17 protein-coding genes and 1 tRNA gene are annotated in these 25,970 nt (G+C 66.7%); 12 read left to right on the forward strand and 6 right to left on the reverse strand.

Going from position 1 to position 25,970, the window contains the following annotated elements:
- Positions 1–164: 164 nt before the first annotated feature.
- From JOD97_RS21125 to JOD97_RS21140, 4 genes are all read left to right on the forward strand, one after another.
- The gene (locus JOD97_RS21125; RefSeq protein ID WP_209722888.1) at positions 165–1,337 is read left to right on the forward strand and encodes a TIGR04552 family protein; all 1,173 of its coding nucleotides are present in this window, start codon (positions 165–167) and stop codon (positions 1,335–1,337) included.
- A 31-nt stretch (positions 1,338–1,368) separates the two neighbouring features.
- Complete coding sequence (locus JOD97_RS21130; RefSeq protein ID WP_209722892.1) at positions 1,369–2,457, forward strand: hypothetical protein; 1,089 nt, start codon at positions 1,369–1,371, stop codon at positions 2,455–2,457.
- Between the two features lie 81 nt (positions 2,458–2,538).
- Positions 2,539–3,573 (forward strand): hypothetical protein, encoded by a 1,035-nt coding sequence (locus JOD97_RS21135; protein WP_229264623.1) that lies wholly within the window; start codon positions 2,539–2,541, stop codon positions 3,571–3,573.
- Positions 3,574–3,602: 29 nt separating this feature from the next.
- Positions 3,603–4,052, forward strand: coding sequence for a hypothetical protein (locus JOD97_RS21140; protein WP_209722895.1), 450 nt, complete (start codon positions 3,603–3,605; stop codon positions 4,050–4,052).
- Between the two features lie 58 nt (positions 4,053–4,110).
- Here JOD97_RS21140 and JOD97_RS21145 read toward each other — a convergent pair whose 3' ends face one another.
- The 4 genes from JOD97_RS21145 to JOD97_RS21160 all read right to left on the reverse strand — a co-directional run bounded on the left by JOD97_RS21145 (position 4,111) and on the right by JOD97_RS21160 (position 13,340).
- A complete protein-coding gene (locus JOD97_RS21145; protein ID WP_209722898.1) occupies positions 4,111–7,272 on the reverse strand; it encodes a S8 family peptidase in 3,162 nt (1,053 codons plus the stop codon).
- 17 nt (positions 7,273–7,289) lie between these two features.
- On the reverse strand, positions 7,290–8,072 hold the full coding sequence (locus JOD97_RS21150; RefSeq protein WP_209722901.1) for an NF038120 family PEP-CTERM protein: 783 nt from the start codon (positions 8,070–8,072) through the stop codon (positions 7,290–7,292).
- A 423-nt stretch (positions 8,073–8,495) separates the two neighbouring features.
- The gene (pepN, locus tag JOD97_RS21155; RefSeq protein ID WP_209722904.1) at positions 8,496–11,144 is read right to left on the reverse strand and encodes an aminopeptidase N; all 2,649 of its coding nucleotides are present in this window, start codon (positions 11,142–11,144) and stop codon (positions 8,496–8,498) included.
- A gap of 138 nt (positions 11,145–11,282) precedes the next feature.
- Positions 11,283–13,340, reverse strand: a complete 2,058-nt coding sequence (locus tag JOD97_RS21160) for a S9 family peptidase (protein WP_209722907.1) — start codon at positions 13,338–13,340, stop codon at positions 11,283–11,285.
- A 355-nt stretch (positions 13,341–13,695) separates the two neighbouring features.
- Here JOD97_RS21160 and JOD97_RS21165 point away from each other — a divergent pair, with 355 nt between their 5' ends.
- The 5 genes from JOD97_RS21165 to JOD97_RS21185 all read left to right on the forward strand — a co-directional run bounded on the left by JOD97_RS21165 (position 13,696) and on the right by JOD97_RS21185 (position 20,160).
- A complete protein-coding gene (locus JOD97_RS21165) occupies positions 13,696–14,277 on the forward strand; it encodes a TetR/AcrR family transcriptional regulator (protein ID WP_209722909.1) in 582 nt (193 codons plus the stop codon).
- Between the two features lie 122 nt (positions 14,278–14,399).
- Positions 14,400–15,110, forward strand: coding sequence for an SDR family oxidoreductase (locus JOD97_RS21170; protein ID WP_209722912.1), 711 nt, complete (start codon positions 14,400–14,402; stop codon positions 15,108–15,110).
- Between the two features lie 380 nt (positions 15,111–15,490).
- Positions 15,491–16,081 (forward strand): hypothetical protein, encoded by a 591-nt coding sequence (locus JOD97_RS21175; RefSeq protein ID WP_209722914.1) that lies wholly within the window; start codon positions 15,491–15,493, stop codon positions 16,079–16,081.
- Positions 16,082–16,327: 246 nt separating this feature from the next.
- Entirely contained in the window at positions 16,328–17,704 is a 1,377-nt protein-coding gene (locus tag JOD97_RS21180; protein WP_373999908.1) for an MFS transporter, read from the forward strand.
- Positions 17,705–17,775: 71 nt separating this feature from the next.
- On the forward strand, positions 17,776–20,160 hold the full coding sequence (locus tag JOD97_RS21185; RefSeq protein WP_209722916.1) for a S9 family peptidase: 2,385 nt from the start codon (positions 17,776–17,778) through the stop codon (positions 20,158–20,160).
- Positions 20,161–20,255: 95 nt separating this feature from the next.
- Here the strand turns inward: JOD97_RS21185 and JOD97_RS21190 are convergent, their stop codons facing one another.
- Positions 20,256–20,792 carry a DUF2058 domain-containing protein gene (locus tag JOD97_RS21190; protein WP_209722918.1) on the reverse strand — a complete coding sequence of 179 codons (537 nt, stop codon included), beginning with the start codon at positions 20,790–20,792 and terminating at the stop codon, positions 20,256–20,258.
- 131 nt (positions 20,793–20,923) lie between these two features.
- Between JOD97_RS21190 and JOD97_RS21195 the strand changes: the two genes are divergently transcribed.
- Entirely contained in the window at positions 20,924–21,913 is a 990-nt protein-coding gene (locus JOD97_RS21195; RefSeq protein ID WP_209722920.1) for a DUF3616 domain-containing protein, read from the forward strand.
- 12 nt (positions 21,914–21,925) lie between these two features.
- Here the strand turns inward: JOD97_RS21195 and JOD97_RS21200 are convergent, their stop codons facing one another.
- Positions 21,926–23,329 carry a M20/M25/M40 family metallo-hydrolase gene (locus JOD97_RS21200; RefSeq protein ID WP_209722921.1) on the reverse strand — a complete coding sequence of 468 codons (1,404 nt, stop codon included), beginning with the start codon at positions 23,327–23,329 and terminating at the stop codon, positions 21,926–21,928.
- Between the two features lie 146 nt (positions 23,330–23,475).
- Between JOD97_RS21200 and JOD97_RS21205 the strand changes: the two genes are divergently transcribed.
- Together JOD97_RS21205 and JOD97_RS21210 are read left to right on the forward strand one after the other, a co-directional pair.
- On the forward strand, positions 23,476–25,737 hold the full coding sequence (locus JOD97_RS21205) for a family 1 glycosylhydrolase (RefSeq protein WP_229264624.1): 2,262 nt from the start codon (positions 23,476–23,478) through the stop codon (positions 25,735–25,737).
- Positions 25,703–25,778 (forward strand) — tRNA-Phe (locus JOD97_RS21210). The genes JOD97_RS21205 and JOD97_RS21210 overlap by 35 nt, the downstream gene beginning before the upstream one ends.
- The last annotated feature ends 192 nt before the right edge of the window (positions 25,779–25,970 follow it).

Raw genomic sequence — 25,970 nt, forward strand, 5'->3', positions numbered from 1 at the left:
GAAATCAAGGCCGCCATTATAAGCTTGCGAAAAACAAAACCCTAATTATTTGCTATTGGGCAATAAGAGACACCGGCGGCCATAAGCGGCCGTAAGCGGCCGTAACAATTGACGCTCGCGGAACGGGCTGCAATACTGGGACATCGCAGCCCATGCAGGACGCCATGACTGAACTACGAGCCTCGCTCAAGAGCGGTGGCAGGTTCTCGCTGAACTGGAGCTACCTGAACGCCATCGCCAACGGCGTGTCGGCCATCGACCTCGGCGCGCTGGCGCTGCGCAACCTCCACGACGCCCGCCAGTTCGTGCGCGAGTACGGCTTCGACCTGGAGCAGCCGGCCGCGCCGGCCATCATCGCCCGCGCCCACCGCGAGGCGGTCGAGTTCATCGCCTGCACCTTCCTCGAACCGGGCCGGGCCGACCTGATACCGGACGAGGTCAGCCATCCCGACGATCCGCTGCAACTGCTGGTGTACGCCTCGCTGCGCGGCCACAACGTCGATGTGCGGCGCATGTGGTCGTGCGCCGTGCTCAAGGTCATGCACGGCATCTTCTACATCGACAACAACCTCAAGCTGCGCCACTTCCACGCCATCCGCGAACAGGTGTTCGCCACGCTCGACGAGGTGATCCGGCACGACGGCGACCGCCACTTCCTCACCGACGGCGAGGTTTGCCTGCCGATGCTGCACTACGAGCGCAAGGACAACAAGGGCCGCAAGAGCATCCTGCTCAAGCTGCTGCAAAAGGCCGCCTACCTGGCCGCCGACATCTTCGACCACCTCGGCGTGCGGCTGGTGTTCGCCACCCGCTTCGAATGCCTGCTGGCGCTGCGCACCTTGCAGCGCGCGCACCTGCTGTCGGTCACCAACGTCGACGCCGAGCGCACCCGCAACACCCTGCTCGACCTCGAGGCGGCCAAGCAGATCTTCAACAAATACCGCGCCCAGATCGAGCACAGCGACGACTATCCGTTGGCGCTGCTGCAAACCATGGACGCCGAGCTGGCCGAGCTGGCGCAGCCGCAGACGCGCTGCGACAATCCGCACAGCGGCAGCGGCTTCAACAGCATCCAGGTGACGGTGCGCAAGATGATCCACGTGCAGCCGGACCAGGCCAACGTCGGCGCCGGCGCCGAGCAGGAATACGACGTCGGCTTCTTCTTCGAGTACGAGATCCAGCTGATGGACCAGGCCAGCTACGCGCGCAGCCTGGCCGGCCCGGCCAGCCACGACGCCTACAAGCGGCGCCAGGTCGACACGGCGCGCGCGCGGGTGTTCGGGCGCGAGCTGTCGCGCTGGATCGAAGGGCAACATCCAATGCAAATCAGAAATTAAAAGTTCGACAAGACCTTGTCAAGCTGATACGATGGCGGCCTTTTTGCGCCGGCGCCCCGCCGGCCTGCCAGCCAAGGTCATCATGAAACGTCTCAGCATATTGCTCGCCATCGCCGCCACCCTTTCCGCCTGCGGCGGCGGCGGCGGTTCCGGCGCCGCCAGCCCGAACGCGCCCGCCACGGTCGTCGATACCCGTCCGGTGGTCGATATCGTGCCGACGGTCGGCGATTTTTATTCGTACCGGCAAGGGCTCAATTTCACCACGGGCGAGCAGCCCGTAGCGCCGACGCCGGAGGCCACGCGCTCCTACACCTATGCGGTACGCCAGGTCGGCAACGACGGCTCATGGATGGAGACAGCCGCGTTGGCGACTCAATCCTCGCCCAGCACGGAATTTCACTACAGATCCGACGGCTCGCTGATGGCGACCAAGGATCAAAGCTGCAGCGTCAACTACACGGCGGTCACCTACCTCGCACCGAAAGATATGAAGGTCGGGGCCGAATGGAGCGAAAGCTACAGCAAGGTCGATAATGGCAACTGCGCGTACGAGAACGAGGCAAAAATGACCAATAAGGCGGTAGCGTTGGAAACCATCACGGTCAACGCCGGCACCTTTGACACGATCAAGATCGTATCAACGAGCCTCCCGGTGCCGTTCTACGGCTATACCGAAACCCACGAAGAAACCGTATGGCGGGACAAGTCGACCTATCGCCTGATCAAATCCGTCAGCCGCATCAACCAGGTGGCCACCGACGGCAGCAAAACGAGCTATATCGCAAGTAGTGAGCTGATTGGCTACGCCAGCGCCAAACAAGGACGCCGGAATTTAAATATCGAACGCTTCGCCGGCCCCTGGGCCGGATCGTATTCAGGCGCCTACAGCGGCAAATGCGAGGGAACAGTGAGCGAGACCGGCAAGCTGGACGCAGACTGCGGGGACGGCCTGTTCAGCGTTCACGGCGACATCGACGTCAACGGCAAAGGCACTTTCTATCTCACCGTGAACGGTGTCAAAGGCGCCAGCTTCAGCGGCGCCTTTGAATCGCTGTTCAGCATCGGCGGCGCCTGGTCCGCCGGCACCGCATCGGGCACATGGAGGCTCGAACACCAGTAATAAGGCGACGCCCGCCCTGAGCGGTGCGCCGCCAAACGGCCACCGGCGCTAACATGAAAAGCCATGTAGCCGGAGACGACGTTGCCGAATGCCCAGCACTTTTGCTTGCATGGCCTGTTGCTGTCGGCGCTGGCCTGCTGCGCCGGCGCCGCCACCGGCCAGCAGTCCCCCGCCCAAGTCACCGTCACGGCCACCCGCGATCCGGTCGACAAGTCCTACCGCAAGATGCTCGCCGGCATGGACCGCTTCGAGCGCGACCGCGCGCTGGCGCCAAACGCGACCTTGCGCTTCGAACTGCTGCCGCGCCTGCCCACCACGCGGCTCGACGGCATCACGTTGCGCGTGGTCGGCGACACGATGGCGCTGCCGGTCGCGGTGGCGCCCGACCACACCTTCACCCTCGAGCGCGACGGCGAGGCGCTGCGGCAGGACGCCGCCCTCGTCGCCAGCAGCAAGACCAGTACGCTGACCTGGCGCGCGCAAGTGCGCAGTCCCAGCGTGCCGCCCGGCATGCGGCGGCTGGGCGACCTGCGCCTCGAATGCCTGGTCGGCGTCCAGGCCGGACTGGTCTCGAACAACGCCAACGTCTTCGCCTGGCTGGGCGCGCTGCTCACCGATCCCGACCGCGTCTGCGCCTCGCCCGATGGCAATTACCTGCTCTTCGCCGATCGGCCGCTGTTCGGCGCCACCTTGCGCGACGGCGCGCGCACCGAGCAACTGCCGTTTGCCATGCTGTACGCGGGCGGCACCCAAACGTCGGACACGCTGCCCTTCTGCGATTGCCAGGTGTTGCTCGACCGCAGCTACTACGCGCCGCTATGGGACCGGCGCTGGTCCGACGATACCTTGGTGCAATTCGACTACATGGACGATCCACCCGGCGCCGCCGGCACGGTCGCGGTCGCGGACACCCATCGCGACACCGAACGGATGCGCGCCGCGCTCGGTCCCGCCGCCGTGGTGCGCTTCGACAGCGGCTACCAGGTGTGGCGTTACCGCTATCCCAGGCTCACGCCCAAGCCATCGGCAAACGGCAAGCCCGACGACGCCGAATTCGTCGTCCTGTTCGGCCCGGACGGCCTGGCGCGCAAAGCACGATTGACCGACCCCTTGTAAAGCGGCGGCGATTGGCTCATGATGAAACGATGAAAACCGCCCTCCCGCCCCGCTTCCTTCGCCTTGCCGCCGCAAGCCTGCTGACATTGGCCGCCAGCGCCTGCGGCAGCGCGCCGCCCCCCGCCCCGGCTACGCCGGCGCCGGCGGCCGGCAAGACCGAACAGCTGTGGCAGAAAATCCTGGCGGCCAACGCCGACCTCAGCTGCGCCACGCAAAGCGACTGCCACACGATAGGCGCCGGCGCCAAAGCCTGCGGCGGCCCGGAGCGCTATCTGGCCTGGTCGAGCAAAAACAGCGACGGCGCCGCGCTCAAGGCGCTGGTCGCCCAGCACGCGGCCGCGCGCCGCGCCGACGACGAGCGCGAACACATGATGTCGACCTGCTCGATGATCAGCGACCCCGGCGCCAGCTGCCGCGCCGGCGTCTGCGTCGTCAATCCCGCCGCCCCCTTCACGACGGAACCGCGCCGGGCGGATTAAAGCAAAAAACCCGCGCGACCATCGGGTCGCGCGGGTTTTCGCTACAACAAGCTCACGCTTAGAACGCCAGCGCCTCCTTGTTGCGCGAGTTCTGCAACAGCGGCAGCGGATCGGTGGTGTCGACATCGATCACCGTCATGCCCTGCTTGGCGCCGCCCAGCATGTAGTTGACCGCGCCGACGTGGCGCTTGCCGGCGGCCAGGCCGGACCAGCTCATGGCGACGGTCGCGGTGCCGCCCACGGTGGCCGAGCTCGGCAAGAGGACCTTCAGGTTGCCGCCCGTCGACGGCTCGACCACCCAGCTCGACAACGTGTAGCTGGCCTGGCCGCCGTTCGGACGGTAACCGATCACGCAGACGCTGTAATCGCCGGCGGCCGGGGCCACCATCTGGATCGTCTCGTTGGCGGTGTCGCCGCCGCTGCTGAGGACGGGCGTGTTACCGCGCATCAGCACCATGTCCAGGTCCGAGTTGCCGCTGACGGCGCCGACCGTGTCCGCATCGAACAGCGAGAAGCGCGCCAGCATGGCGCCGGCCGGGATCGTCACCGGATGCAGGTTGACGCCGGTCGCGGGCCCGGCCTGGCACAGCGCCGTGTTGCTGACGTTGGTGTTGGCGGTGGCGATGGTGCGCGTCTCGCGGGTGGCCGGCAGCAGGCCGCCCTTGACCGCGCTCATGGCGCCGGCAAAGCCGGTGCCGACCGTGACGACCTTGCTGCCGGCGGCCGCCTCGCTGTAGACAGCGGCCGGAGCCGACAGGCCGGTGGCGCGCGCGGTCAGCGGGCTGCGCACGACGTGGCTGCCGTCTTTCCAGTTCAGCACGCCGTAGGCCCAGGTGTCGAGCGGCGCGCTGGTGCGGGTCAGCTTGACGGTGAAGCTGGCCGAGGCGCCGGCCGCCAGCACCAGGGTGGACGGCTGCACCGACACCGTGAAGCCCGGCAGCGACGCCGTCGCGTTGTAGGTGGCGGTGGTGGCGCCGACGTTGGTGACGGTGCGCGTCATGCTCAGCGTGCCGAGCACGTTGGCGGCGGTCAGCGAGGCCAGGTTGAGGTTGTAGGCGGCCAGCGCGCCGCCCATCGAGGTGCACTGGGCGCTGGTGTAGATCAGGCCCTGGCCGCACAGGAAGCGCGCGTAGTCGACCGGCGCGATGTCGTACACCAGGCCCGGATCGGCGGCCCCGTTCGGCGCGATGTGGCCGGCGCCCTGGCCCCATGGCAGCATGCCGGCGTTGGTGGCGGTCGCGTCCCAGCCGACCTTGGTGGTCAGGCCGTCGCTGTAGGTGTCGGTCGCGCTGGTCATCAGCGCCGACTTGATGGCCGACGGCGTCCAGCTCGGATGCAGCTGCCGCAGCAGCGCGGCCACGCCGGCCACGTGCGGCGAGGCCATCGAGGTGCCGCTGTAGAAGGCCCAGTCGGTCACCGGGGCCGGCGCGCCGCCGGCGACGGCGTCGCGCTGGGCGCGCGTCAGGTCGGCGGTGACGGCGGCCAGGATGTCGGTGCCCGGCGCGGTCATGTCCGGCTTGAGGATGTTGGCGTTGGCCACGTTCGGTCCGCGCGAAGAGGTGCCCGACATGATCGGCGCCTTGACCGTCGGATCGAAGGTGGCGCGCAGGTTGCCCAGCGCGGCGACCGCTGTGTTCGGATTGGCGGCGATGTAGGCCTTCAGCACGGCCGTTTTTTCCTTGACGATATGCACCGTCGACAGCGAGTGCGCCTGGTTGATGATGGTCGCCGCGCTGCCCTCGATGTTGGCGATGACCACGCCGACCGCGCCGGTCACCTTGGCGTTGGCGCTCTTGTTGACCAGCACGTTGCCGCCGCGGTCGCACACCAGGATCTTGCCGGCCACCTTGGCCGGGTCCAGCAGCGACAGCGCGGCGTCGTCGGCCGGGCCGTAGCAACGGCTCAACTGCAGCGGATCGGCGCCCGGCAGGCCGGCGTCCTTGGCCAGCACCAGCGGCGAGGACGGCGTGTTGGCGTTGCTCGAGGCGCCGGTCAGCGTGTCGCCGGCGCCGGTCACGGCGTCGGCCAGGTACAGGCGGTTGTGGGTCGAGTTGCCGACCGAGGCCAGCCACGGGCTGATGTGGCCGACCGGCGCCGGCGCCGTCGCACCCGGCCCCTGGTTGCCGGCCGAGGTGGAGACGAACACGCCGGCCGCGGTCGCGCCCAGGAAGGCTTGCTCGGTGGCGTCGGTGAAGGTGCCGCCGCCGGCGCTCGAACCGATCGAGAAGTTGATGACGTTGACGCCGTCCTTGACCGCCTGGTTGATCGCCGCCACGCTGCTGGCGGTGGGGCAACCGTTCTTGCCGGTGACGGCGTCGGTCCAGCACACCTTGTAGGCGGCGATGCGCGCGCGCGGCGCCATGCCGGTCACCTTGCCCAGGTTCAGGCCGCCGGTCAGCGCGGTCACGCCGGCGTTGCCCGCCGCCGTGCTCGACGTGTGGCTGCCGTGGCCACCGTGGCCCTCGGCGCCGGCCACCGAATCGCGCGCCGACAGGAACTCGGTCCAGTGCAGTTGCTGGTCGGCCGGCTTGTAGTAGCGCGCGCCGATCAGCTTGTTGTTGCAGTTGGCGACGCTGAAGCCCTCGCCGATGTCGCACGCGCCCTTCCAGCTGGCGGGCGGCGCGTCGTACACGACGGTCGAGCCGCTGTGGCTGGGGTTGCCGTTGCCGTCGACGCGGTCGGCGTAGCTCGGGTTCTCCGGCCAGATGCCGCCGTCGACGATGCCGATGATGACGTTCTCGCCGGCGGCGCCCTTGCCGCCCAGCTGATCCCACAGGCCGCCGGCCTGGTCCAGCCCGAGGAAGGTCGGCGTGTAGCTGGTGTCGAGTTCCATGATGGAGTCGGCCGTGATGGCGGCCACGCCGCTGTTCTTCTTGAGCGCGCGCACCTCGTCGTCGGTCAGCATGGCGGCGAAGCCGTTGAAGACGACGTCGTATTTATGGGTGATGTCGGCGGCGTTGATGGTGCTGATGACGGCGCTCTGCTTGGTGTCCAGATAGCTCATGTAGGCCTGCACGGCGGCGGCGTCGACATTGAGGCGCTGGCCCTGGGCCGGCATCGTCGCGGCCAGGCCGGCCACCTGGCCGGTGTAGGTGGCGACCGGCTTGTCGGTCAGCTGGACGATGTAGGAGCGGCGCTCGGCCTCGGCGTGCGCCGGCGCGGCCGCGCTCAGCAGGGCGGCCAGGGTCAGGACGGCGGCGGAAATAGGACGGAGTTTCATGTGGTGTGTTTCCTTGCTCAGGCGTGGATCGTGGCGGCGGCGTGGGTTGCCGCCTTGGCGCGGCGGCGCGACAGCAGGCCGACCAGGCCCAGCCCGAGGCCCAGCATGGCGTAGGTTTCCGGCTCCGGCACCGGCGCCACGGCGTTCAGGTTCAGGTTGTCGAAGGCGAACTGCGCCTGGTTTTCCGCTCCGGCCAGCGGGCTGTAACAGCCGCCGGCGCCATCGAACAGGCAGGAGCTGATGACCAGGCTGCTCAGGCCGATGTTGCCGAAAGCCGTCAGCGCGGTGGTGCGGAACGGCGAGCTGCCCGAGGCGTCGAGCAAGGGGAAATCGTAGGCGGCCGAGATGGTGCCGCCGTCGGCGCGCGTGCCCACCAGGGTTAGCTGGCCGTAGGAAAAGCTGGGCAGGCCGCCCACCGGCGCCAGGAAGGCGTAGTCGATGCTCGACACCTGGAACGCCGCGTTGTCGCCGCGCGCCACCTTCAGGCTGCCGTCGTTGACGCCCATGTAGAAGTTGCTGGCGTTGCCGGTCGGGCAGGCCGCGACCGCGCACTGATACGGATCGTCGCCGGTGCCGACGGCGCCGGCCAGGCCGGTGCCGGCCGGACCGCTGGTTGGCGTGTCGATCACTGTCATCGTGTAGCCGGCCTCGCTCAGGGTGTCGGTGCCGCCGTAGATCGACGGCGCGATGGATTCGAAATCGATCACGGCGGCCATGGCCGGCGTGGCGCTCATCAGCGCAAGGGCGCCGAGAGCGGCGCCGGTGATTTTTTTCAACTGCGCTTGCTTGAAGTGGTTCATTGCACTGCCCTTTTGGTGAAGTAATGGCGCCGTGGTCCGCATGGATGATGCCTGCCGGAACCTTTGTCTACTTTTTGTAGGTAACAATGAATATAAACAAACAACACAATTCGGGTAACCGAAGATGAACAATTATTGTTTTCTAATTATAAAAAGTCACCAAATAAAATATCGGTTTTACTATGAAAGCGATGTCATCAAGTTGTCATGCAATTGTGCGAATTTGATCATTCTGGTGTTGTTCTTTTACAAAACTAGTCCAGAAGGAACGCCGGCGCCGGCCTGCGTAAAAACTCGGCACACAATGCAACTCCGCGCATCTTCCCCCTACGGTCACCGTAGTTGCGGACATCCTCCGGCAAAGCGCGTGGACGAAAAAAAAGCCAGCCGCCCGGCTGGCTTTTCCAAAAAATCAGACGGCAATTAAAATATTGTCATAGATTTCTTGATGGCAACACAGCGGACATCCTCCTGATGAGTTACCAAAAGAGAACGCTTGGTGCCCGCCGACAAGTCCGGGAATTTAACAATCGCCGCCTGCAGGCGCGCCACGCTGGCCGGCGTGCATGTCGCCGGCAGCATCTTGCCCGCGTAGGCGCGCATGAACACCGGACCGGCGGCCTGGTCGAGCCGCGCCAGCGTGTCCAGGCGTTGCTGCGCGCTCAGTTCGCTCAAGGCCTGCTGATCGGCCGGATACATGACCCCCATCGCCGCGCGGACCTTGGAAAACGGCAGCTTGGTCTGCAAATCGCCGATGTTGGCCAGCCACTCGGCCTTGATCCCGGCGTCCGGCCGGATCACGCGCGCGGCCAGCGCGGCGGCCTGGCCGCTGTCGGACTTGTCGCGCTCCCGCTCGGCCGCCAGCAAGGCCTCGCTGCCCGGATAGGCGAACCGGTTCAGGCGGGTCACGATATCCCAGCGCAGATCCTGGTTGACGTTCAGGCCCGGCACCACCGGCTTGCCATCGAGGATGTCGGCCAGCCGCGCCAGCGCCGCCGGACTGCTGGCGACGCCCACGTAGGTCGACAACCACAGGCGCTGGAAATTCTTGTCGGCGCCGGCCGCGCGCGCCGCCGTCAACGCCATCCGCTCCAGTTGCCCGCCCACTTTGGCCCGGTAGGCGGCGACCGCCGGCCCCATCTTCTTCAGATAAGCGTCGGACTGCAGGGTCTTGTCGACGATATTGCCCAGCAACGTGTAATCCTTCTCGCCCGGGGCGTTGGCCAGCACGGTGGTCAAAAACGCGTTCAGCGGCAGCTTGCCGTCGCGCACGCTATCCCACAGGCTTTGCCACAACATCGAGCGCAGCAGCGGATCGTCGACCTTGTTCAAGCTGGTTTGCGCGGTGGCGAACGACTTCTTATCCAGTTGCACCTTGGCGTAGCCCCAGTCCTGGTAGTTCGGATACACCAGGTCCGGACAGGCCGCGCCCGCCAGTTCCGGCACGGCCGTGGTGGCGCCGTTGTAGGTGACCGCCAGGTTCCGGTCGAGCGCCAGGCCGTCCTTGCCCAGCTTGAACAGGCCGATCTGGACGCGCTGCTCGCGCAAGGTCGGCATGGCGGCGCCCGGCGCGCTCTGGCGCACGCTGAACGACGCGATCTTGCCGCCGGCGCAGCTGAACTCGGCGGCGATGGTGTTCACGCCCGGCTCGTACAACCATTCCTTGGTCCACGCGCCCAGGTCGCGGCCGGCCGCCGCGCTCAGGCTGCCGATGAAGTCGTCGAGCCTGGCGTTCTGGTAGGAATACTTGACCAGGTAATTGTGCACGCCCTGGCGGAACGCCTCCTCGCCGATCAGGTGGCGCAGCTGCTTCAACGTCGAGGCACCCTTGGAATAGGTGATCGCGTCGATGTTGTCGAAGGCGTTGGCGGTCGACGGCACCGGCGTTTCGATCGGATGCGTGGTCACGCGCTGGTCCTGCTCGTAGGCGCTCTGCTTGCCGTCCAAATAAAACCCCTGCCAGGCGTTGCCGAACTCGGTGGCCTCGGCGGTGGCCAAGGTGCCCATGAAGGAGGCGAAGCTCTCGTTGAGCCACAGGCCGTTCCACCATTTCATCGTCACCAGGTCGCCGAACCACTGGTGCGCCATCTCGTGCAGGATGACGCCGGCCAGGCTTTCGCGCTGCGCCGCCGTCATCTCGTCCCGGTGCAGGAAGCTGCGCTCGCCGAAGGTGATCGCGGCGGCGTTTTCCATCGCCCCGTACAGGAAGTCCGGCACCAGCAGCTGGTCGTACTTCTCGAACTGGTAGGGCACGCCGAAGTACTGGTCGAAGAATTTCAGGCCGCGGCGGGTGTAGTTGAACCAGTCCTTGGGCGACACCTGCGCGGCGACCGACTGCCGCGCGAACAGCCGCATCGGATACGGGCCGCTGGTGTCCTCCCACACCTTGTACGGGCCGGCGTGCATCGAAAAGTTGTACGGGCTGAGTTTTTTGCTGCGCGGGAAGGTCCAGCGCTTGCCGCCGGCGACCTCGGTCACGCCGCTTTCGCGCATCGTCGACGACACCACCCAGTCGGCCGGCGTGGTCACGCTGACCTGAAAGGTCGCCTTCAGGTCCGGCTGGTCGAACAGCGCGAACATCTGGTGCGCGGCGGCCGGCTCGAAGTGCGAATACGTGTAGACGCGGCCGTCGACCGGATCGACCATGCGGTGCAGGCCCTCGCCGTTGGTGCTGTGCGGGCGCGTGTAGGCGATGGTGACGGTGTTGCGGCCTTCCTTCAGGTCGGCCGGCGCCAGCGTGATGAACCACTGGTTGTAGCGCGGCGCGACGGCCTTGCCGTTGACGGTCATGCTGGCGATGGTGGCCTTGTCGAGATCGATGGTCAGCGGCTGGCCGGCGTCGCTCAGGTCGAACGCCAGCGTGGTGGTGCCGGAAAACGACTCGCCGCCGGTCAGCGCGAACTCGAGCGTGTAATCGACATTGCCGACGCGCGCCGAGCGGGCGGCGGCGTCTTGCTGCGACAGGTAGGCGTTCTCGGCGCGGGGCGCGGGAGTGGCGGGCGCGGCGCAGGCAGCGCCATGCGCCAGCGCCAGGGTCAACGCCAGCGCGATCGTGGTCATCGTTGTTTTCATGGGGTTCCTTGTGTGGTGGCGGCAGGCGCAGCCCGCACGGCCGGGCGCAACCCGCGCCGGGCGGGGTCGGACCCCGTTGGGTCCGACCCCAAAACCACGGCGGCACGGATTGCGTTGGCTGCGCTTCGGGGTAACGGCTTACCTTTTCAGGTAGCTATCGAGCCAATCGATCACCGTGTGGTGCCACAACAGCGAATTGGCCGGCTTCAACACCCAATGGTTCTCATCCGGGAACACCAGCAACTTGCTCGGCACGCCCTGCCGCTGCAGCGCCGTGAACGTGCCCAGGCCCTGCGTGGTCGGAATCCGGAAGTCCAGGTCGCCCTGCACCACCAGCATCGGCGTCTTCCACTGCTTGACCTGCAGCGCCGGGTTGAATTTCTCGTGCTGGGCCGGCACGTCGTAATAGGCGCCGCCGTTTTCCCACTCGGTGAACCACAGCTCCTCGGTGGCGTAGGCCATGCCGCGCGTGTCGAACACGCCGTCATGGTTGACGATGCACTTGAAGCCGTCGGACCAGTTGCCCTCGATCCAGTTCATCATGAAGCCGCCGTACGACGCGCCCAGCGCGCAGCTGCGCTCGCGGTCCAGCCACGGGAATTTCTGCACCGCCGCCGCCAGCCCCTTCTTCAAGTCCTCCAGCGGCTTGCCGCCCCAGTCGCCGCTGATCGAATCGGTGAACTTCTGGCCGTAGCCGGTCGAGCCGTGGAAGTCGATGAACACGGTGGCGTAGCCGGCGCCGGCGTACACTTGCGGATTCCAGCGGTAGCTCCACGAGTTGCCGAAGCTGCCCTGCGGGCCGCCGTGCACCAGGAAGGCGATCGGATACTTGACGCCGGGCTTGGCGTCCCACGGCTTCATGACGTGGCCGTAGACGGTCTCGCCGTTGGCGCCGGCGAACGAGAACTGCTCGTACTCGCCGAACTTGACGTCGGCCAGCGCGGCGGCGTTGACGTCGGTCAGGCGCGCGGCCTGCGCGGCGTCGCCGCCGAGTTTGAATTTGTACAGCTGCGCGCCCGACGCCAGGCTGGTCTGCGCCATGACGACGGTGTCGCGCGCCACGTCGAAGCCGCTGACATAGCCGGCGCCGGTGAGCTTGTCGACCTTGCCGCTGGCGGCGTCGATGCGGAACAGCGGGTGCTGGCCGACATCGTCGGCCACGGCCAGCAGCGCCTTGCCGTCCGGGGTCCAGCGGTAGTCGGCGATCGAACGATCCCAGCCGTCGGCGACGGTGCGCTTCTTGCCGGTCGCGACGTCGAGCAGCACCAGGTGGAAGCGGTCGGCCTCGAACGTCGGCCGCGCCATCGCCAGATAGGCCAGCGTCTTGCCGTCGGGCGAATAGATGGCCTTGGTGTCCCAGGCCGGGTTGTCGGCGGTCAGGTTGGTCGGCGCGCCGCCGGCGGCCGGCACCGTGTAGACGTCGAAGTTGGTCGACCACGCCTCGGTCTTGCCGGCGATGCGGGCCGAGAACACCACCGTCTTGCCGTCCGGACTGAAGTGGTACTCGTCATGGTCGCCGAACGGCTTGGACGGCACGTCGCCGTCGAGCGCGCCGCTGAGGCTGACGGGCTGCGCGCTGACCTTGCCGCTGGCGTCGATCGGCGCCGAGTACAGCACGTTGTTGCGGCCGTCGGCCCAGGTGTCCCAGTGGCGCACGAACAGCTTGTCGTAGACCTTGCCGCTGGCCTTGTCCTTGGCCTTGGCGTCCAGGCGCGCCTTGGTGCAGGCCAGGTCGGCGCAATCGCGGAACACGGCCAGGCTCAGCGCCAGCCGGTCGCCGCGCGGCGACAGCCGGAAGTTGTCGACGTCGAGCGGCAGGTCGGTGACCTTGGCCGCCTCGCCGCCGGCCAGCGGCAGCCGCCACACCTGCGACGAGCCGGAGCGGGCCGACAGGAAGTAGACGGCGTCGCCGGCCGGCGACCACTCGGGATCGCTGCTGCTGGCGTCGGCCTGGGTCAGACGCACCGGCGCCGCCTTGGGCGCGCGCAAGTCCAGCATCCACAATTGGGTGTTGCCACGGTTCTTGTCCAGATTGGTCGAACGCACCGTGTAGACGACGCGGGTGGCGTCCGGCGACAGCACCGGGCTGCCGACCCGCTCCATCTTGACCAGGTCTTCCACGGTGAAGCCGCGCGGCGCGGCCATGGCGCTGGAGGCCGCGACAGCGGTCCCAAGCAACAGCAGGGGTAATTTCATTCGGGGATCTCCGACGTTATAGAAAAATACCGGCTAGTGGACTGTAACGGAAGAAACCGGAGTGAAGGACGCCCCGGCGGCGCGCAGGGCAAGGCGCAAAGCGCAGCGATAGCGGGCTATCGCGAGCATTTGCAACGCCGCCATGCGCGCCGCCGGGGTGGCAGGCACTCCGGTTTCGAGCGTTACAGTCCACGAGCGGCCGGTCGCCGAGCATCATACCAAGTTCGCGCCGGGGCAAGTAATTTGTTACTTTACGCAACTTTACGGGCTGCCCGGACTGCCGCCCCTCGGGGGCCAATTCGCTGGCAGCAAAATAATCCTTGACGGATTTAAGACGACCGGTCATATTAAGCACATGCCGAAACCTAACGTCAAACAACAAATCGTCACCGCCGGTCTGCACCTGCTTCACAGCAAGGGCTTCAACGCCACCAGCGTGCAGGACATCACGCAAGCGGCCGGCGTGCCGAAAGGTTCCTTCTACAACCATTTCGCCAGCAAGGAAGCGCTGGGCGTGGAAGTATTGCAACTTTATTCCGCCGCGGCGGTGCAAACCCGTGGCTTCTTGCTCGATGCGTCGCTGGCGCCGCTGGAGCGCCTGCGCGGCTACTTCGGCGACCTGATCGAGCAGAATGTCGCTGGAGAGTTCTGCGCTGGTTGCATGTTGGGCAATTTCAGCACCGAATTGTCGAGCCAGAGTCCGCTGATCCGCGAGCAGACCAGCCTGTCGTTCGCGGCCTTGACCGGCCTGTTGGAGCGCATCATCGCAGAAGGCCAGCGCGACGGCAGCATCGCCGGCGCCCAGCCGGCGGCGCAACTGGCCAACTTCGCCGCCGACGCCTGGCAGGGCGCGGTGCTGCGCGCGAAGGTGGAAAAGAACCGTGCACCGCTGGACCGCTTCATGGTCATGATGGAGCGTCTGTTGACCGGAGTTTGACCAAGCTTTCCAGCGCGGCGGCGACGCCGCGTTTTTTTATCGCCGGTTTTAAGATGACCGGTCATATTGTAGTGTGCCATCCCACTTTTTAACCCGTTGTCTAACCTATGCAAGGAACCATCATGAACTTCAAAGACTCCGTCGTCCTCGTCACCGGCGCCAATCGCGGCCTGGGCAAAGCCATCGCCGAAGCCGCCCTCAAAGCGGGCGCGCGCAAGGTCTACGCCGGCGCCCGCGATCCGGCATCGGTCACCCTGCCCGGCGTCACGCCGATCAAGCTGGACGTGACCAGCGCCGCCGACATCGCCGCCGCCGTGCAAGCGATTCCCGACCTGACCATCCTGGTCAACAACGCCGGCATCTTCAGCGGCACCGATGTGACCGCGCCCGACGCGCTGCGGGTGATGCAAAAAGAACTGGACACCAACTTCTTCGGCCCGATGGCGCTGAGCCAGGCCTTCGCGCCCGCGCTGAAGAACAACGGCGGCGGCGCCATCGTCAACGTGCTGTCGGCGCTGGCCTGGATCAGCATGCCTGCCACGGGCACCTACAGCGTCTCCAAAGCGGCGGCCTGGGCGCTGACGAACGGCCTGCGCATCGATCTGGCGGCGCAAAACACGCAGGTGCTGGCGGCCCACATGGGCTACATGGACACCGACATGGTCGCCGCCATCGACGCGCCGAAAACCGCGCCGGCCGACGTCGCGCTGGCGATCGTCACCGCGCTGCAAAACGGCGAGGACGAGGTGCTGGTCGACGACATCAGCAAGCAGGTCAAGCAGGGTTTAAGCGCGCCGCGCGGCCTCTACCTGGGCGCGCCGCAGGCGGCGTAATCTCCGCCACCATTGCGCCGCGACGCGGCAAGAAAGCCGCGCCCCTGCGGGCGCGGCTGATACAAAATATTTTTTGATAGTCAATCGTAAACGCATTCCAGGTCGAACAAAATGGGTGCATAATTTCCCACTCAGCCAGGTAGAGCACGCATGAGTATGACCGGCATGGCATGTGTATAACTCGTTTTCCCCGCCGGTAATCTTCGAAGTTGGACGCTTATTATTGCAGCACAATTATTGCCTTTTAACTAGTTGTGAACAATTGTAAATCGACGTTGAATGAGTCCGTCTCGGCGCTAAGGTAAACCGATAGTCGCGCTGAACCGCACAGCATTCCACGCTCGCCGCGCAGCCGAAGTCAGACGAATACGGGAAACGTTATGCTAACTGCCACTTATGTGCTACTGACACTCTCCATCGAACAAAAGAAAGAACGCCACTTCATCGCGCGCTTGCTGCAGCATGTGCAGTCGATCGCGCGCCGCCCGCAGGAGATCGATCCTGTGTTCATCGAGTCGCAGCTCAAGGAGCTGACCACCTTTGCCGAAGCGCGCCACCAGCGCAAGGTCGAGGCCTGCCTGATGCCGGCGGTGCGCGCGGCCGACTCCAACTGCGCCGCGCTGATCAACGACCTCGAAACGCTCAGCCGGTTGGGCGGCGCCATGCTCAACGCCGTGCACAAGTGCCTGCGGCGGGCGATGCGGCGCAGCGCCTCTCAGGGCAAGTTCCTGTGCCGCACGATCGACCTGTATTGTCAGAATTTACTCAAGCGGCTGGACAAGGAAGAACAGGAATTGCTGCCGCTGGCACAAAAGGTCATCTCCAGCGACGAATGGTTCGAGATCGGCACGCAGTTCCTGGCGCAGGAGGACGGCGACGCCGCCACCAAGCCGGAGCTGCGTCCGCGCCGCAACCTGGCCGGCATGGGCCACAACGTCCGCGCGATGGGCGCCGGTTCGATCCGCGTCTAACCCTGTCGCACGGCCCGAAACGTTAAATCACCTAGGAGCCACGTAGGGCGGATTAGCGCAGCGTAATCCGCCATGTACGTGCCGTCGGCGACGCAGCCATGGCCGATGACGCCGCGCCGCCACGTGCCATTATGGTGCACCAGCTCATCCTTTGTTGTTTTGAGTTCCCCATTGCGCCTAACGCTTGCCTAACAAATTAGGCACGGCTAATATCGGCTACATGCAGACCACTCTTGCCCCCGCATCGTGAACCACGGCGCCACGCTCCTGCACCTGCGCGGCGCCGCCGGCATGGCCGCGATCTATCGCAAGATCAGCTGGCGCCTGCTGCCGTTGCTGATGCTGTGCTGCGTGGTGGCCCACATCGACCGCGTCAACGTCGACCACGCGCGGCGCCACATCCAGGACAGCCTGGGGTTCGGCGACCACGTCTTCGCCTGGGGCGCCGGCGTGTTCTTCATCGCCTACGCGCTGTTCGCCGTGCCTTGCAACCTGCTGTTCGAAAAAATCGGCGCACGCAAAATGCTGCTGCGGATGATGCTCGGCTGGGGCGCGGCCACCGCCGCCGGCGCCCTGGTGCGCACGCCGCTCGAGTTCTACACGATCCGCTTCCTGCTCGGCATGAGCGAAGCGGGCTTCTTCCCCGGCGTGATCCTCTACCTGACTTACTGGTATCCGGCCGCGCGGCGCGCCCGCGTGTTCGCCATGTTCGCGTCGGCCACGCTGGTCGGCGGCATCGTCGCCGGGCCGCTGTCGGACGCGCTGCGGCAAGCGCTGCATCTGCACAGCGGCATGCAAGGCTGGCAATGGCTGCTGCTGGCGCAAGGCCTGCCGGCCGCGCTGCTCGGCATCGCCGCCTACTTCTATCTCGATGACCATCCCGACGACGCCAAATGGCTGTCGGGATTCGAACAGCAGATGGTGGCGCAGGACCTGCACCGCGACGAGGCGGCGCTCGCCGGCGCCGACGAAGACGAAGACGAGGACGAACCGCCATCGGCGCTGGCCGTCATCTGGTCGCTGCTGCGCGATCCCGCCATCGGCCTGCTGGCGCTGGCCATGCTGCTGCTGACCGGCGCCAGTTGCGCGCTGGCGCATTGGGCGCCGGCGCTGCTGCGGCACTGGGGCGCCGGCGGCCTGCTGGCCGCCATTCCCGGTGTCGCCGGCATCGCCGGCATGATCGCCATCGGCCACGACTCGGACCGCCGGCGCGAGCGGCGCGGCCACTTCATCGCCTGCATGGTGCTGGCCGCCGGCGGCCTCGGTCTGGCCATCGCCGCCGACGACGGCCTGGCCTGGTCGCTGGCCGGCCTGGCGCTGGCGACTCTGGGCATCGCCTCGGCGCTGCCGCTGCTGGTGGCCATCCTCACCGCGCTGCTGGACCGCCGGCGCGCCGCCGCCGGCATCGCGCTGGTGGGCGGCGTGGGGATGCTGGGCGGCGCCTTCGGCCCCGCGCTGGGCGCGCGCCTGCTGGCCTGGGGCGACAGCGCCGCCATGCTGGCCGCGCTGATCGGCCTATACCTGGCGGCGGGACTGATCCTGATGCTGGCGCTGCGCATGGCGCCACGCCGCGGCGGGCCGGACGCCAGGGACGGCCTGCGCGACAAGATGGCCCGCAACTGAGTGTTCGGCTAGAATCGTGGACGCGCCGCGATCCGGCGCTCCCGTTCACCCAACTTCAAAGCGAACCATCAATGCGTTTTGTCCTGCCCTTCTCCACCACGCTGGCCGTCGCGTTCACCACGTTGACGGCCCATGCGGCCACCCCCACCCCGATCACCCTCGACCAGGCCATGGCCAATCCCGACTGGATCGGCAACCCGGTCGAATCGGCATGGTGGGGCTGGGACAGCCGCCAGGTCTACTTCAAGCAAAAACGCGCCGGCTCGCCGCTGCGCGACACCTTCCAGATCGCCGGCGGCGCGCCGAAACCGGTGGACGACAAGCAGCTGGCCAATCTGGACAGCGCCGACCCGGTCTACAACCGCGATCGCACGCGCGCGATCCTGCTGCGCAACGGCGACCTGTTCGAACGCGATCTGAAAAGCGGCGCGTTGACGCAGATCCTGCGCGGCACCACGCCGGCCGCCGACCCGCAATACGCGGCCGACGGCGCCAGCGTGCAGTTCCGCGTGGGCAGCGACTGGTTCAGCTGGAGCCGCGCCGCGCGCCTGGTGTCGCCGGTGGCCGTGCTGCGCACCGCCAAGGACCCGGACGCCGCGCCGGACGCCAGCGCGCGGCGCGACCTGCAACTGCGCCTGCTTTCCACGCTGGCGCGCCTGAAGGAGGAGCACGACGCCACCCGCGACCGCCGCAACCAGGAGCGCGAGGCCGACCCCACGCGCGCGCCGCTGCCGGTCTACCTGGGCGAGAAGGTGGTCATCGAAACCAGCGCGCTGTCGCCTGACGGCCGTTACCTGCTGGTGGTAACCAACGCCAAGGACGGCGACAAGCGCCGCGTCGGCAAGCTGCCGAAGTACGTCACCGAATCGGGCTACGAGGAAACCGACGACGAACGCAAACGGGTCAGCGACGAAGGCCCGCAACCACAGCAACTCAAACTGGTCGAACTGGCCACGCGCAAGGTGACCGAGCTGTCGTTCGACACCCTGCCCGGCATCGACGTCGACCCGCTGGCCGACATGCGCGCCGCGCGCAAGCTCGATCCGTTGAAAGGCAATCGCGGCGTGCGCTTCGAAAGCCGCGACGAATCGATCCGCTGGAGCGACAACGGCAAGCAGGTGGCCGTCATGGCGCAGGCGATCGACAACAAGGACCGCTGGATCGCCACCGTCGACCTGGCCGCCGCCACCCTGCGGCCGCTGCACCGCCTGACCGACAACGCGTGGGTCAACAACCGCGGCAACGGCTTCGGCTGGCAACCGGACAACAGCACGCTGTGGTACCAGTCGGAGGAAAGCGGCTACGCCCACATCTACCTGCGGCCCGCGGTGGGCGCGGGCACGGCGGCCGCGCGCGCGCTCACCTCGGGCAAGTGGGAAGCCAGCGACGTCGAATGGTCGGCCGACGGCAAGACCGCCTACTTCCTGTGCAATCCCAAGCTGCCGGGCACCTACGAGGTATGCTCCAGCGCCACCGGCAACGGCGCGTTGAAGGAATTGACCTCGCTGGGCGGCGTGGAAAGCTTCACGCTATCGCCGGACGGGCGCAAGCTGCTGGTGCGCTACTCGAGCGCCTACATGCCGGCGCAAATCGCCACCGTCGATAGCGGCGGCGGCGCCGCCAAACAACTGACCGACACCCGCAACGCCGACTACAAGGCGCGGGAGTGGATCACGCCGCAAATCGTCGCGGTCCCGTCGACGCACGGCGCCGATCCGATCTGGGCCAAGCTGTATCGCCCGGCCACGCTGGAGCCGGGCAAAAAATATCCGGTGGTGATGTTCGTGCACGGCGCCGGCTATCTGCAGAACGTCACGCGGCGCTTCCCGGTCTACTTCCGCGAGCAGATGTTCCACAACCTGCTGGTGGAAAAAGGCTACATCGTGCTGGACATGGATTACCGCGCATCGCTCGGCTATGGGCGCGACTGGCGCACGGCGATCTACCGCCAGATGGGCCATCCGGAGCTGGAGGACTACATCGACGGCGTGAACTGGATGGTCGCCAACCACCAGGGCGACGCCGGCAACGTCGGCATCTACGGCGGCAGCTACGGCGGCTTCATGACCTTCATGGCGATGCTGCGGGCGCCGGACCAGTTCAAGGCCGGCGCGGCGCTGCGTCCCGTCACCGACTGGACCACTTATAACCACGAATACACCGCCAACATCCTCAACACGCCGGAGCTGGATCCGGAAGCGTACAAGGTATCGTCGCCGATCGAATACGCCGACCAGCTCAAAGGCCATTTGCTGATCGCGCACGGCATGGTCGACGACAACGTCTTCTACCAGGACTCGGTGCGCATGGCACAGCGCTTCATCGAACTAAAGAAGGACAACTGGGAGCTGGCCTCGTATCCGCTGGAGCGCCACGCCTACGTGCACGCCGAAAGCTGGTACGACCAGTACCGCCGCATCTACCAGCTGTTCGAGCGCACGCTCAAGAAAGAATAACTCCAGGGTCAGGTCCACCATTTCTACACGAGCTGTACCTTAACGCTCGATACCGTCCAGGCCGTGTAGAATTGGTGGACCTGACCCCGGATTTTTTACCACATCAAGTCGTCGGGGATCTGGAACGCGGCGTACGGATCGTCCTCGTCGACTTGGGTGCTGGCCTTGTTGACCCGCACTACCATCGAGGCGTCGCGCTCGGCGATCTTGTCGGCGATGACGCGCGGTACCAGTTCCACCGTCCCGTTCAACACCACGATCACCAGCCGCCCCGCGACCAGATGCTCGCGCACCGCCGGCGACACGAAGATCCGCTCGATCTTGGTGCCGTGCGTGAAGTTGTAGGGGATGTCGCCCCTGCCCTTGTCCTGGCGGTTCTGCCGCACCATCTGCGCGATCTGCGCGACGATCGCCTTCTGGTTGGCCGCCGCGTCGCGCTGCGCGTTCAACTCTCTCGCGCGCTCGGCGTTCTTGCGCTGCACCTCCAGCGCCGCCAGCCGCGCCTCGTCGACGGTCTGCTCGCCGGTGCGGCGCTCCACCTTTTTTTGCTTGCTCTTTTCCTGGTTGGCCAGTTTGACCTTGGTCTTGTCGACCAGGCCTGCCTTCAAAAACTGCTCTTGTAACGAGACCATAGCGGCTACTCCGTAAATAGGCTCCGCGCCAGCGCTGCGGCACCGGAACGCGGAAAGACGCTAGCATAGCAAATATGGCGGGGCCGCCGACCTTTTCGCCGTGCCCCGATGCCGTTCCCCAGGAGATCAAGATGGCCAACATTAAAAAAGCCGCCTGCGTCCTCGCAGGCTTGCTGGCCCTGCCCGGCGCGTCGGCCGCGGCACCGTTGGAGCACTACGGCATGTGCGACGCCTCCGCCGGCATCGCCGTCGACGACCATCATTTCGTCGTCGCCAACGACGAGGACAACATCCTGCGCCTGTATCGCAGCGACCGTTCCGGCGCGCCGGTGCAGCTGTTCGACCTGTCCGCCGTGCTGCGCGTCCCCGGCGAAAAACAGCGCGAGTCCGATATCGAAGGCGCGGCGCTGATCGGGCGGCGGATCTACTGGATCGCTTCGCACGGCGCCAACAAGAAGGCGCGCGCGCGGCCGGAGCGGCGCCAGCTCTTCGCCACCGATATCGTCGGCAAGGGCGATGCGATCGTGCTGACCATCGCCGGCACCCCCTACACCGGCCTGCTCGACGCCATCGCCGCCCATCCGCCGTTTCAACAATACCGGCTGGACCAGGCGGCGCGCATCTCGCCCGAGGACGAGGGCGGCCTGAATATCGAAGGCCTGGCGGCGACGCCAGATGGCCATCTGCTGATCGGCCTGCGCAGCCCCGTGGTCGACGGCAAGGCGCTGATACTGACGCTGAAAAATCCCGACCAGCTGCTGGCGATCGGCGGCGCGGCGGCGAAGGCGCCGGTGTTCGGACCGGCCATCGAGTTGCCGCTCGATGGCCTGGGCATCCGCAGCATCGACTACGCCGACAAGCTGCGCGCGTATCTGATCGTGGCCGGGCCGAGGGATTCCGAGGGCGTCTTCAAACTGTTCAAGTGGTCACCTGCCACGGCGCCAATTGCGCTGGCGGCCAGCATCGGCAAAAGCCTGCGCCCCGAGGCCCTGTTCGCGCTGGCGGACGGCAAATCGTTCCAGCTATTGAGCGACGACGGCGACGAAAAAACCGGCGGCACGCCCTGCAAGGAGGCACCGCCGGCGCTGCGCAAATTCCGCAGCATCACCGTCAACCTTTAAACGCCGCGCGCCCTACTCGGTGGCCAGCCGCTTGGCCAGCCGGTACAGGTACTCCTGGCCGTCGTACAGCGACTTCACGCGCAGGTGCTCGTTCAAGCCGTGCGCGCCCGAACCTTCCGGCCCGTGGAACATGCCGCTGATGCCATAGGTCCAGATGCCGGCGTTGTTGAGGAAACGGCCGTCGGTGCCGCCGGTCGACATCGTCGGCACCACCGGCACGCCCGGCCACATGTCGTTGCTGATCTCTTCGACCGCCTTCATCAACGCCGGCGTCAACGGCGGCATCGGACTAATCACGCCCTCGCCGATGCGGGTGATCTTGATCTTGTCGTCGGCCAGCACGCGCTGCAAGGTGGCCTGCACCTCGTCGATCGGCTCGCCCGGCAGGATGCGGCAATTGACGGTGGCGCGGGCGCGCTGCGGCAAGGCGTTGTCGGCGTGGCCGGCATCGACCTTGGTCGCCACGCAGGTGGTGCGCACGGTGGAGTTGTGCATCGGATGGAGCGCGTACAGCCGCTCCAGCGCCGCCTGGTCCGGCGGATCGCTGAGGATCGCTTTCATGTCGGCGGCCACCTGGCCCTGCTCGATGGTCGACATGCGCTGGTAGAACGCGCGCGTGACGTCCGACAGCTTGAACGGGAACGCGAACTGCCCCAGGCGCGACAGCCCGTCGGCCAGATGGTAGATGGCGTTGTCGCGATACGGCGCCGAGCTGTGGCCGCCCGGGTTGGTCACCTCCAGCTGGAAGCTCTGGTACACCTTCTCGCCGGCCTGGATGCCGTGGCGCACCGGCTTGTCGTTCTTGTCGAGCATGCCGCCGCCGCCCTCGTTGAGCGCCAGCTCGGCGTCGATCAACGGCCGGTGGTGCTTGAGCAGGTACTCGGCGCCGTCGAATTTGCTCGGCACCAGTTCCTCGTCGCAGGTCAGCGCCATGACCAGGTCGCGCTTGAGCGCCGGCTTTTCCTTCTTGTAGCGGATCATGTTGGCGACGAAGGCCGCCGCCATCGCCTTGTCGTCGGAGGCGCCGCGCGCGTAGAACACGCCGTCCTCCTCGATCAACTTGAACGGATCGCGGGTCCAGTCCTCGCGCTTGGCCTCGACCACGTCGATGTGGGCCAATAACAGTAAGGGCTTGGCGCTGCCGTCGCCCTTGAGCCGCGCGACCAGGTTGCCCTTGGCCGGCCCGCCGGGCGGCACGACGATGCGCAGGTCGGCGTCGCTGTAGCCGGCCGCCTTGAGGCGCTTGGCCATCTTGGTCGCGGCCACCGTGCACGATCCGGCCGAATCGGTGGTGTTGGTCTCGACCAGCTCCTGATAAATCTCGCGCAGCTGTTTTTGCACGGGCGTCAACGCCGCCCCGTGCGCCGCGCCCGCCACCATCAAACCCGCCGTCAACAACCATGCCGCTCGTTTCATACCGCTCCCGTCCAAGTGGATTGCACAGCAATCGAATTTATACCTCGACAATATTGGTGTCAAGCAAAGTAGCCATTGTTCAATGCTGCGCCGGACTGTGATTTTCTTGTCCATACTATTTGCAAGTTCGACTCTCCAGCGATCCCATGACTAAGAAGAACGACGTGCACGAGCCCGCCCCACTGGCGCTGTGGGGCGGCCTGGAAGCCACCGTCAACCGCGTGCGCGACAATTACTTCAGCCAGATGGACCAGAACGGCCACGCCGGTAGAATTAGCGACCTGGACCGCTTCGCGTCGCTCGGCATCACCGCGCTGCGCTATCCGGTGCTGTGGGAGCTGATCGCGCCGGACGGCCTCGACAAGGCCGACTGGTCGTGGCCGGACGAGCGCCTGCCGGCCTTGCGCAGCCTGGGCATCGACCCCATCGTCGGCCTGGTGCACCACGGCAGCGGCCCGCGCGACACCAGCCTGGTCGATCCCGCCTTCCCCGACAAGCTGGCCGCCTACGCCGGCGCCGTCGCCCGGCGCTACCCGTGGGTCGAGCAGTACACGCCCGTCAACGAACCGTGCACCACCGCGCGCTTTTGCGGCCTGTACGGCCTGTGGTATCCGCACGAGCGCAGCGACCGCAGCTTCGTGCGCGCGCTGCTCAACCAATGCAAGGGCGTGGCGCTGTCGATGCAAGCGATCCGCGCCGTCAATCCGCGCGCCAAGCTCGTGCAAACGGACGACCTCGGCAAAACCTACAGCACGCCCGAGATGGCCGTGAAGGCGCAGTTCTACAACGACCGCCGCTGGCTGCCGTGGGACCTGCTGTGCGGCATGGTCGGCCCCGGGCACGCGCTGTGGCGCTACCTGCGCGACAGCGGCGCCACCGCCGACGAGCTGGAATGGTTCCGCGACCATCCATGCCCGCCGGACATCGTCGGCGTCAACTACTACATCACCAGCGAGCGCTGGCTCGACCATCGCGGCGAGCACTACGCGCGGCACGACGTCGGCCCGGAAGGCTACGCCGACGTGGTCGCCGCCCGCGCGCTGGAAACGCCGCGCCCCGGCGTCGCCCCGCTGCTGCACGAGGCGTGGGAACGCTACGGCCTGCCGCTGGCCGTCACCGAGGCCCACATCGACGCCAACCGCGAAGACCAGTTGCGCTGGCTGCTGGAGATCTGGCAGGCCGCGCAGCAAGTGCGGCGCGACGGCGTCGACATGCGCGCCGTCACCGTCTGGTCGCTGCTGGGCTCGTACGACTGGAACTGCCTGGTCACCGAGCGCAAGGGCTACTACGAAAACGGCCCCTACGACCTGCGCGGCCCCGAACCGCGCCCGACCGCGCTGGCCGCCCTGATGCGCGAGCTGGCGACCGGGCGCACGCCGTCGAGTCCGGTGTTGCAGGGGCTGGGCTGGTGGCGACGGCCGCAGCGATTGCTGTGTCCGCCGATGCCGTTCGGGCCGGCCCTGACGGCCGAGTACGTCACGCCGCCCGAGCCGGGGCGGCCGATCCTGATCAGCGGCGCCAGCGGCACGCTGGGCGGCGCCTTCGCCCGCCTGTGCGCCGAGCGCCACCTGGCCTGCCACGTGCTGACGCGGCAGGAAATGGACATCGCCGACCCGGCCTCGGTGGACGCGGCGATCCGCCGCTACCGGCCGTGGGCGGTGGTCAACGCCGGCGGCTACGTGCGCGTGCAGCGGGCCGAGCAGGACGCCGAGCGCTGCCTGCGCGAAAACGCCCAGGGACCGGTGATCCTGGCGACGGCCTGCGCCCGCCACGCGATCGAACTGCTGAGTTTTTCCAGCGACCTGGTGTTCGACGGCAGCAAGGGCAGCCCGTACGTCGAAAGCGACCCGGTGGCCCCGCTCAACGTCTACGGCCAGAGCAAGGCCGAGGCCGAGCAGCGGGTGCTGGCGGTCCACCCGCGCGCGCTGATGGTGCGCACCAGCGCCTTCTTCGGCCCATGGGACAAGCACAACTTCGTCACGCACGCGCTGCGGACCCTGGCGGCCGGCCAGCCGTTCACCGCCGCGAGCGACCTGATCGTCTCGCCGACGTACGTGCCGGACCTGGTCGACACCTGCCTCGACCTGCTGATCGACGGCGAGGCGGGCATCTGGCACCTGAGCAGCGGCGCCGCGCTCAGCTGGGCCGACCTGGCGCGCCGGGCGGCGCAGCTGGCCGGGGTGTCGACCGGGCGGCTGCTGGCCCGCCCCGCCATGGCGCTCGACATGGAGGCGGCGCAACCGGTGTTCAGCGCGCTGGGCAGCGAGCGGGGCCAGCTGATGCCGCCGCTGGACGACGCGCTGGGGCGTTATCTGGCGGCGCTGGACGGGGGGCTTGGCGAATTTAAACAAGACTGCTACAATAGCGCGCCTTGGCCTGGTAGCTCAGTTGGTAGAGCAGAGGATTGAAAATCCTTGTGTCGGTGGTTCGATTCCGCCCCGGGCCACCAAGAACATACCTCACGAAACGCCAACCATGCCGGTTGGCGTTTTTGTTTGCAGAATCAAAATTCCTCGTGTCCGGTCCATTTCCGGTACGCGGCACTCCGCTATACTTCGGGCCGAACCCCGCCTTGCCTACTGCTAGCTCAGCTGTGTGACCACGTTAACTTAAAATCAATTTACCCTACGCCTTCATGTGC

It is taken from the genome of Duganella sp. 1411 (assembly GCF_017833525.1).
Taxonomy (GTDB): domain Bacteria; phylum Pseudomonadota; class Gammaproteobacteria; order Burkholderiales; family Burkholderiaceae_D; genus Rugamonas.

Bases quoted from the DNA above. Each gene is read 5' to 3' on its own strand.
- JOD97_RS21125 (WP_209722888.1), top strand. From the start codon at position 165: ATGACTGAACTACGAGCCTCGCTCAAGAGCGGTGGCAGGTTCTCGCTG.
- JOD97_RS21130 (WP_209722892.1), top strand. From the start codon at position 1,369: ATGGCGGCCTTTTTGCGCCGGCGCCCCGCCGGCCTGCCAGCCAAGGTC.
- JOD97_RS21140 (WP_209722895.1), top strand. From the start codon at position 3,603: ATGAAAACCGCCCTCCCGCCCCGCTTCCTTCGCCTTGCCGCCGCAAGC.
- JOD97_RS21145 (WP_209722898.1), bottom strand. From the start codon at position 7,272: ATGAAACTCCGTCCTATTTCCGCCGCCGTCCTGACCCTGGCCGCCCTG.
- JOD97_RS21150 (WP_209722901.1), bottom strand. From the start codon at position 8,072: ATGAACCACTTCAAGCAAGCGCAGTTGAAAAAAATCACCGGCGCCGCT.
- pepN (WP_209722904.1), bottom strand. From the start codon at position 11,144: ATGAAAACAACGATGACCACGATCGCGCTGGCGTTGACCCTGGCGCTG.
- JOD97_RS21160 (WP_209722907.1), bottom strand. From the start codon at position 13,340: ATGAAATTACCCCTGCTGTTGCTTGGGACCGCTGTCGCGGCCTCCAGC.
- JOD97_RS21165 (WP_209722909.1), top strand. From the start codon at position 13,696: ATGCCGAAACCTAACGTCAAACAACAAATCGTCACCGCCGGTCTGCAC.
- JOD97_RS21170 (WP_209722912.1), top strand. From the start codon at position 14,400: ATGAACTTCAAAGACTCCGTCGTCCTCGTCACCGGCGCCAATCGCGGC.
- JOD97_RS21175 (WP_209722914.1), top strand. From the start codon at position 15,491: ATGCTAACTGCCACTTATGTGCTACTGACACTCTCCATCGAACAAAAG.
- JOD97_RS21185 (WP_209722916.1), top strand. From the start codon at position 17,776: ATGCGTTTTGTCCTGCCCTTCTCCACCACGCTGGCCGTCGCGTTCACC.
- JOD97_RS21190 (WP_209722918.1), bottom strand. From the start codon at position 20,792: ATGGTCTCGTTACAAGAGCAGTTTTTGAAGGCAGGCCTGGTCGACAAG.
- JOD97_RS21195 (WP_209722920.1), top strand. From the start codon at position 20,924: ATGGCCAACATTAAAAAAGCCGCCTGCGTCCTCGCAGGCTTGCTGGCC.
- JOD97_RS21200 (WP_209722921.1), bottom strand. From the start codon at position 23,329: ATGAAACGAGCGGCATGGTTGTTGACGGCGGGTTTGATGGTGGCGGGC.
- JOD97_RS21205 (WP_229264624.1), top strand. From the start codon at position 23,476: ATGACTAAGAAGAACGACGTGCACGAGCCCGCCCCACTGGCGCTGTGG.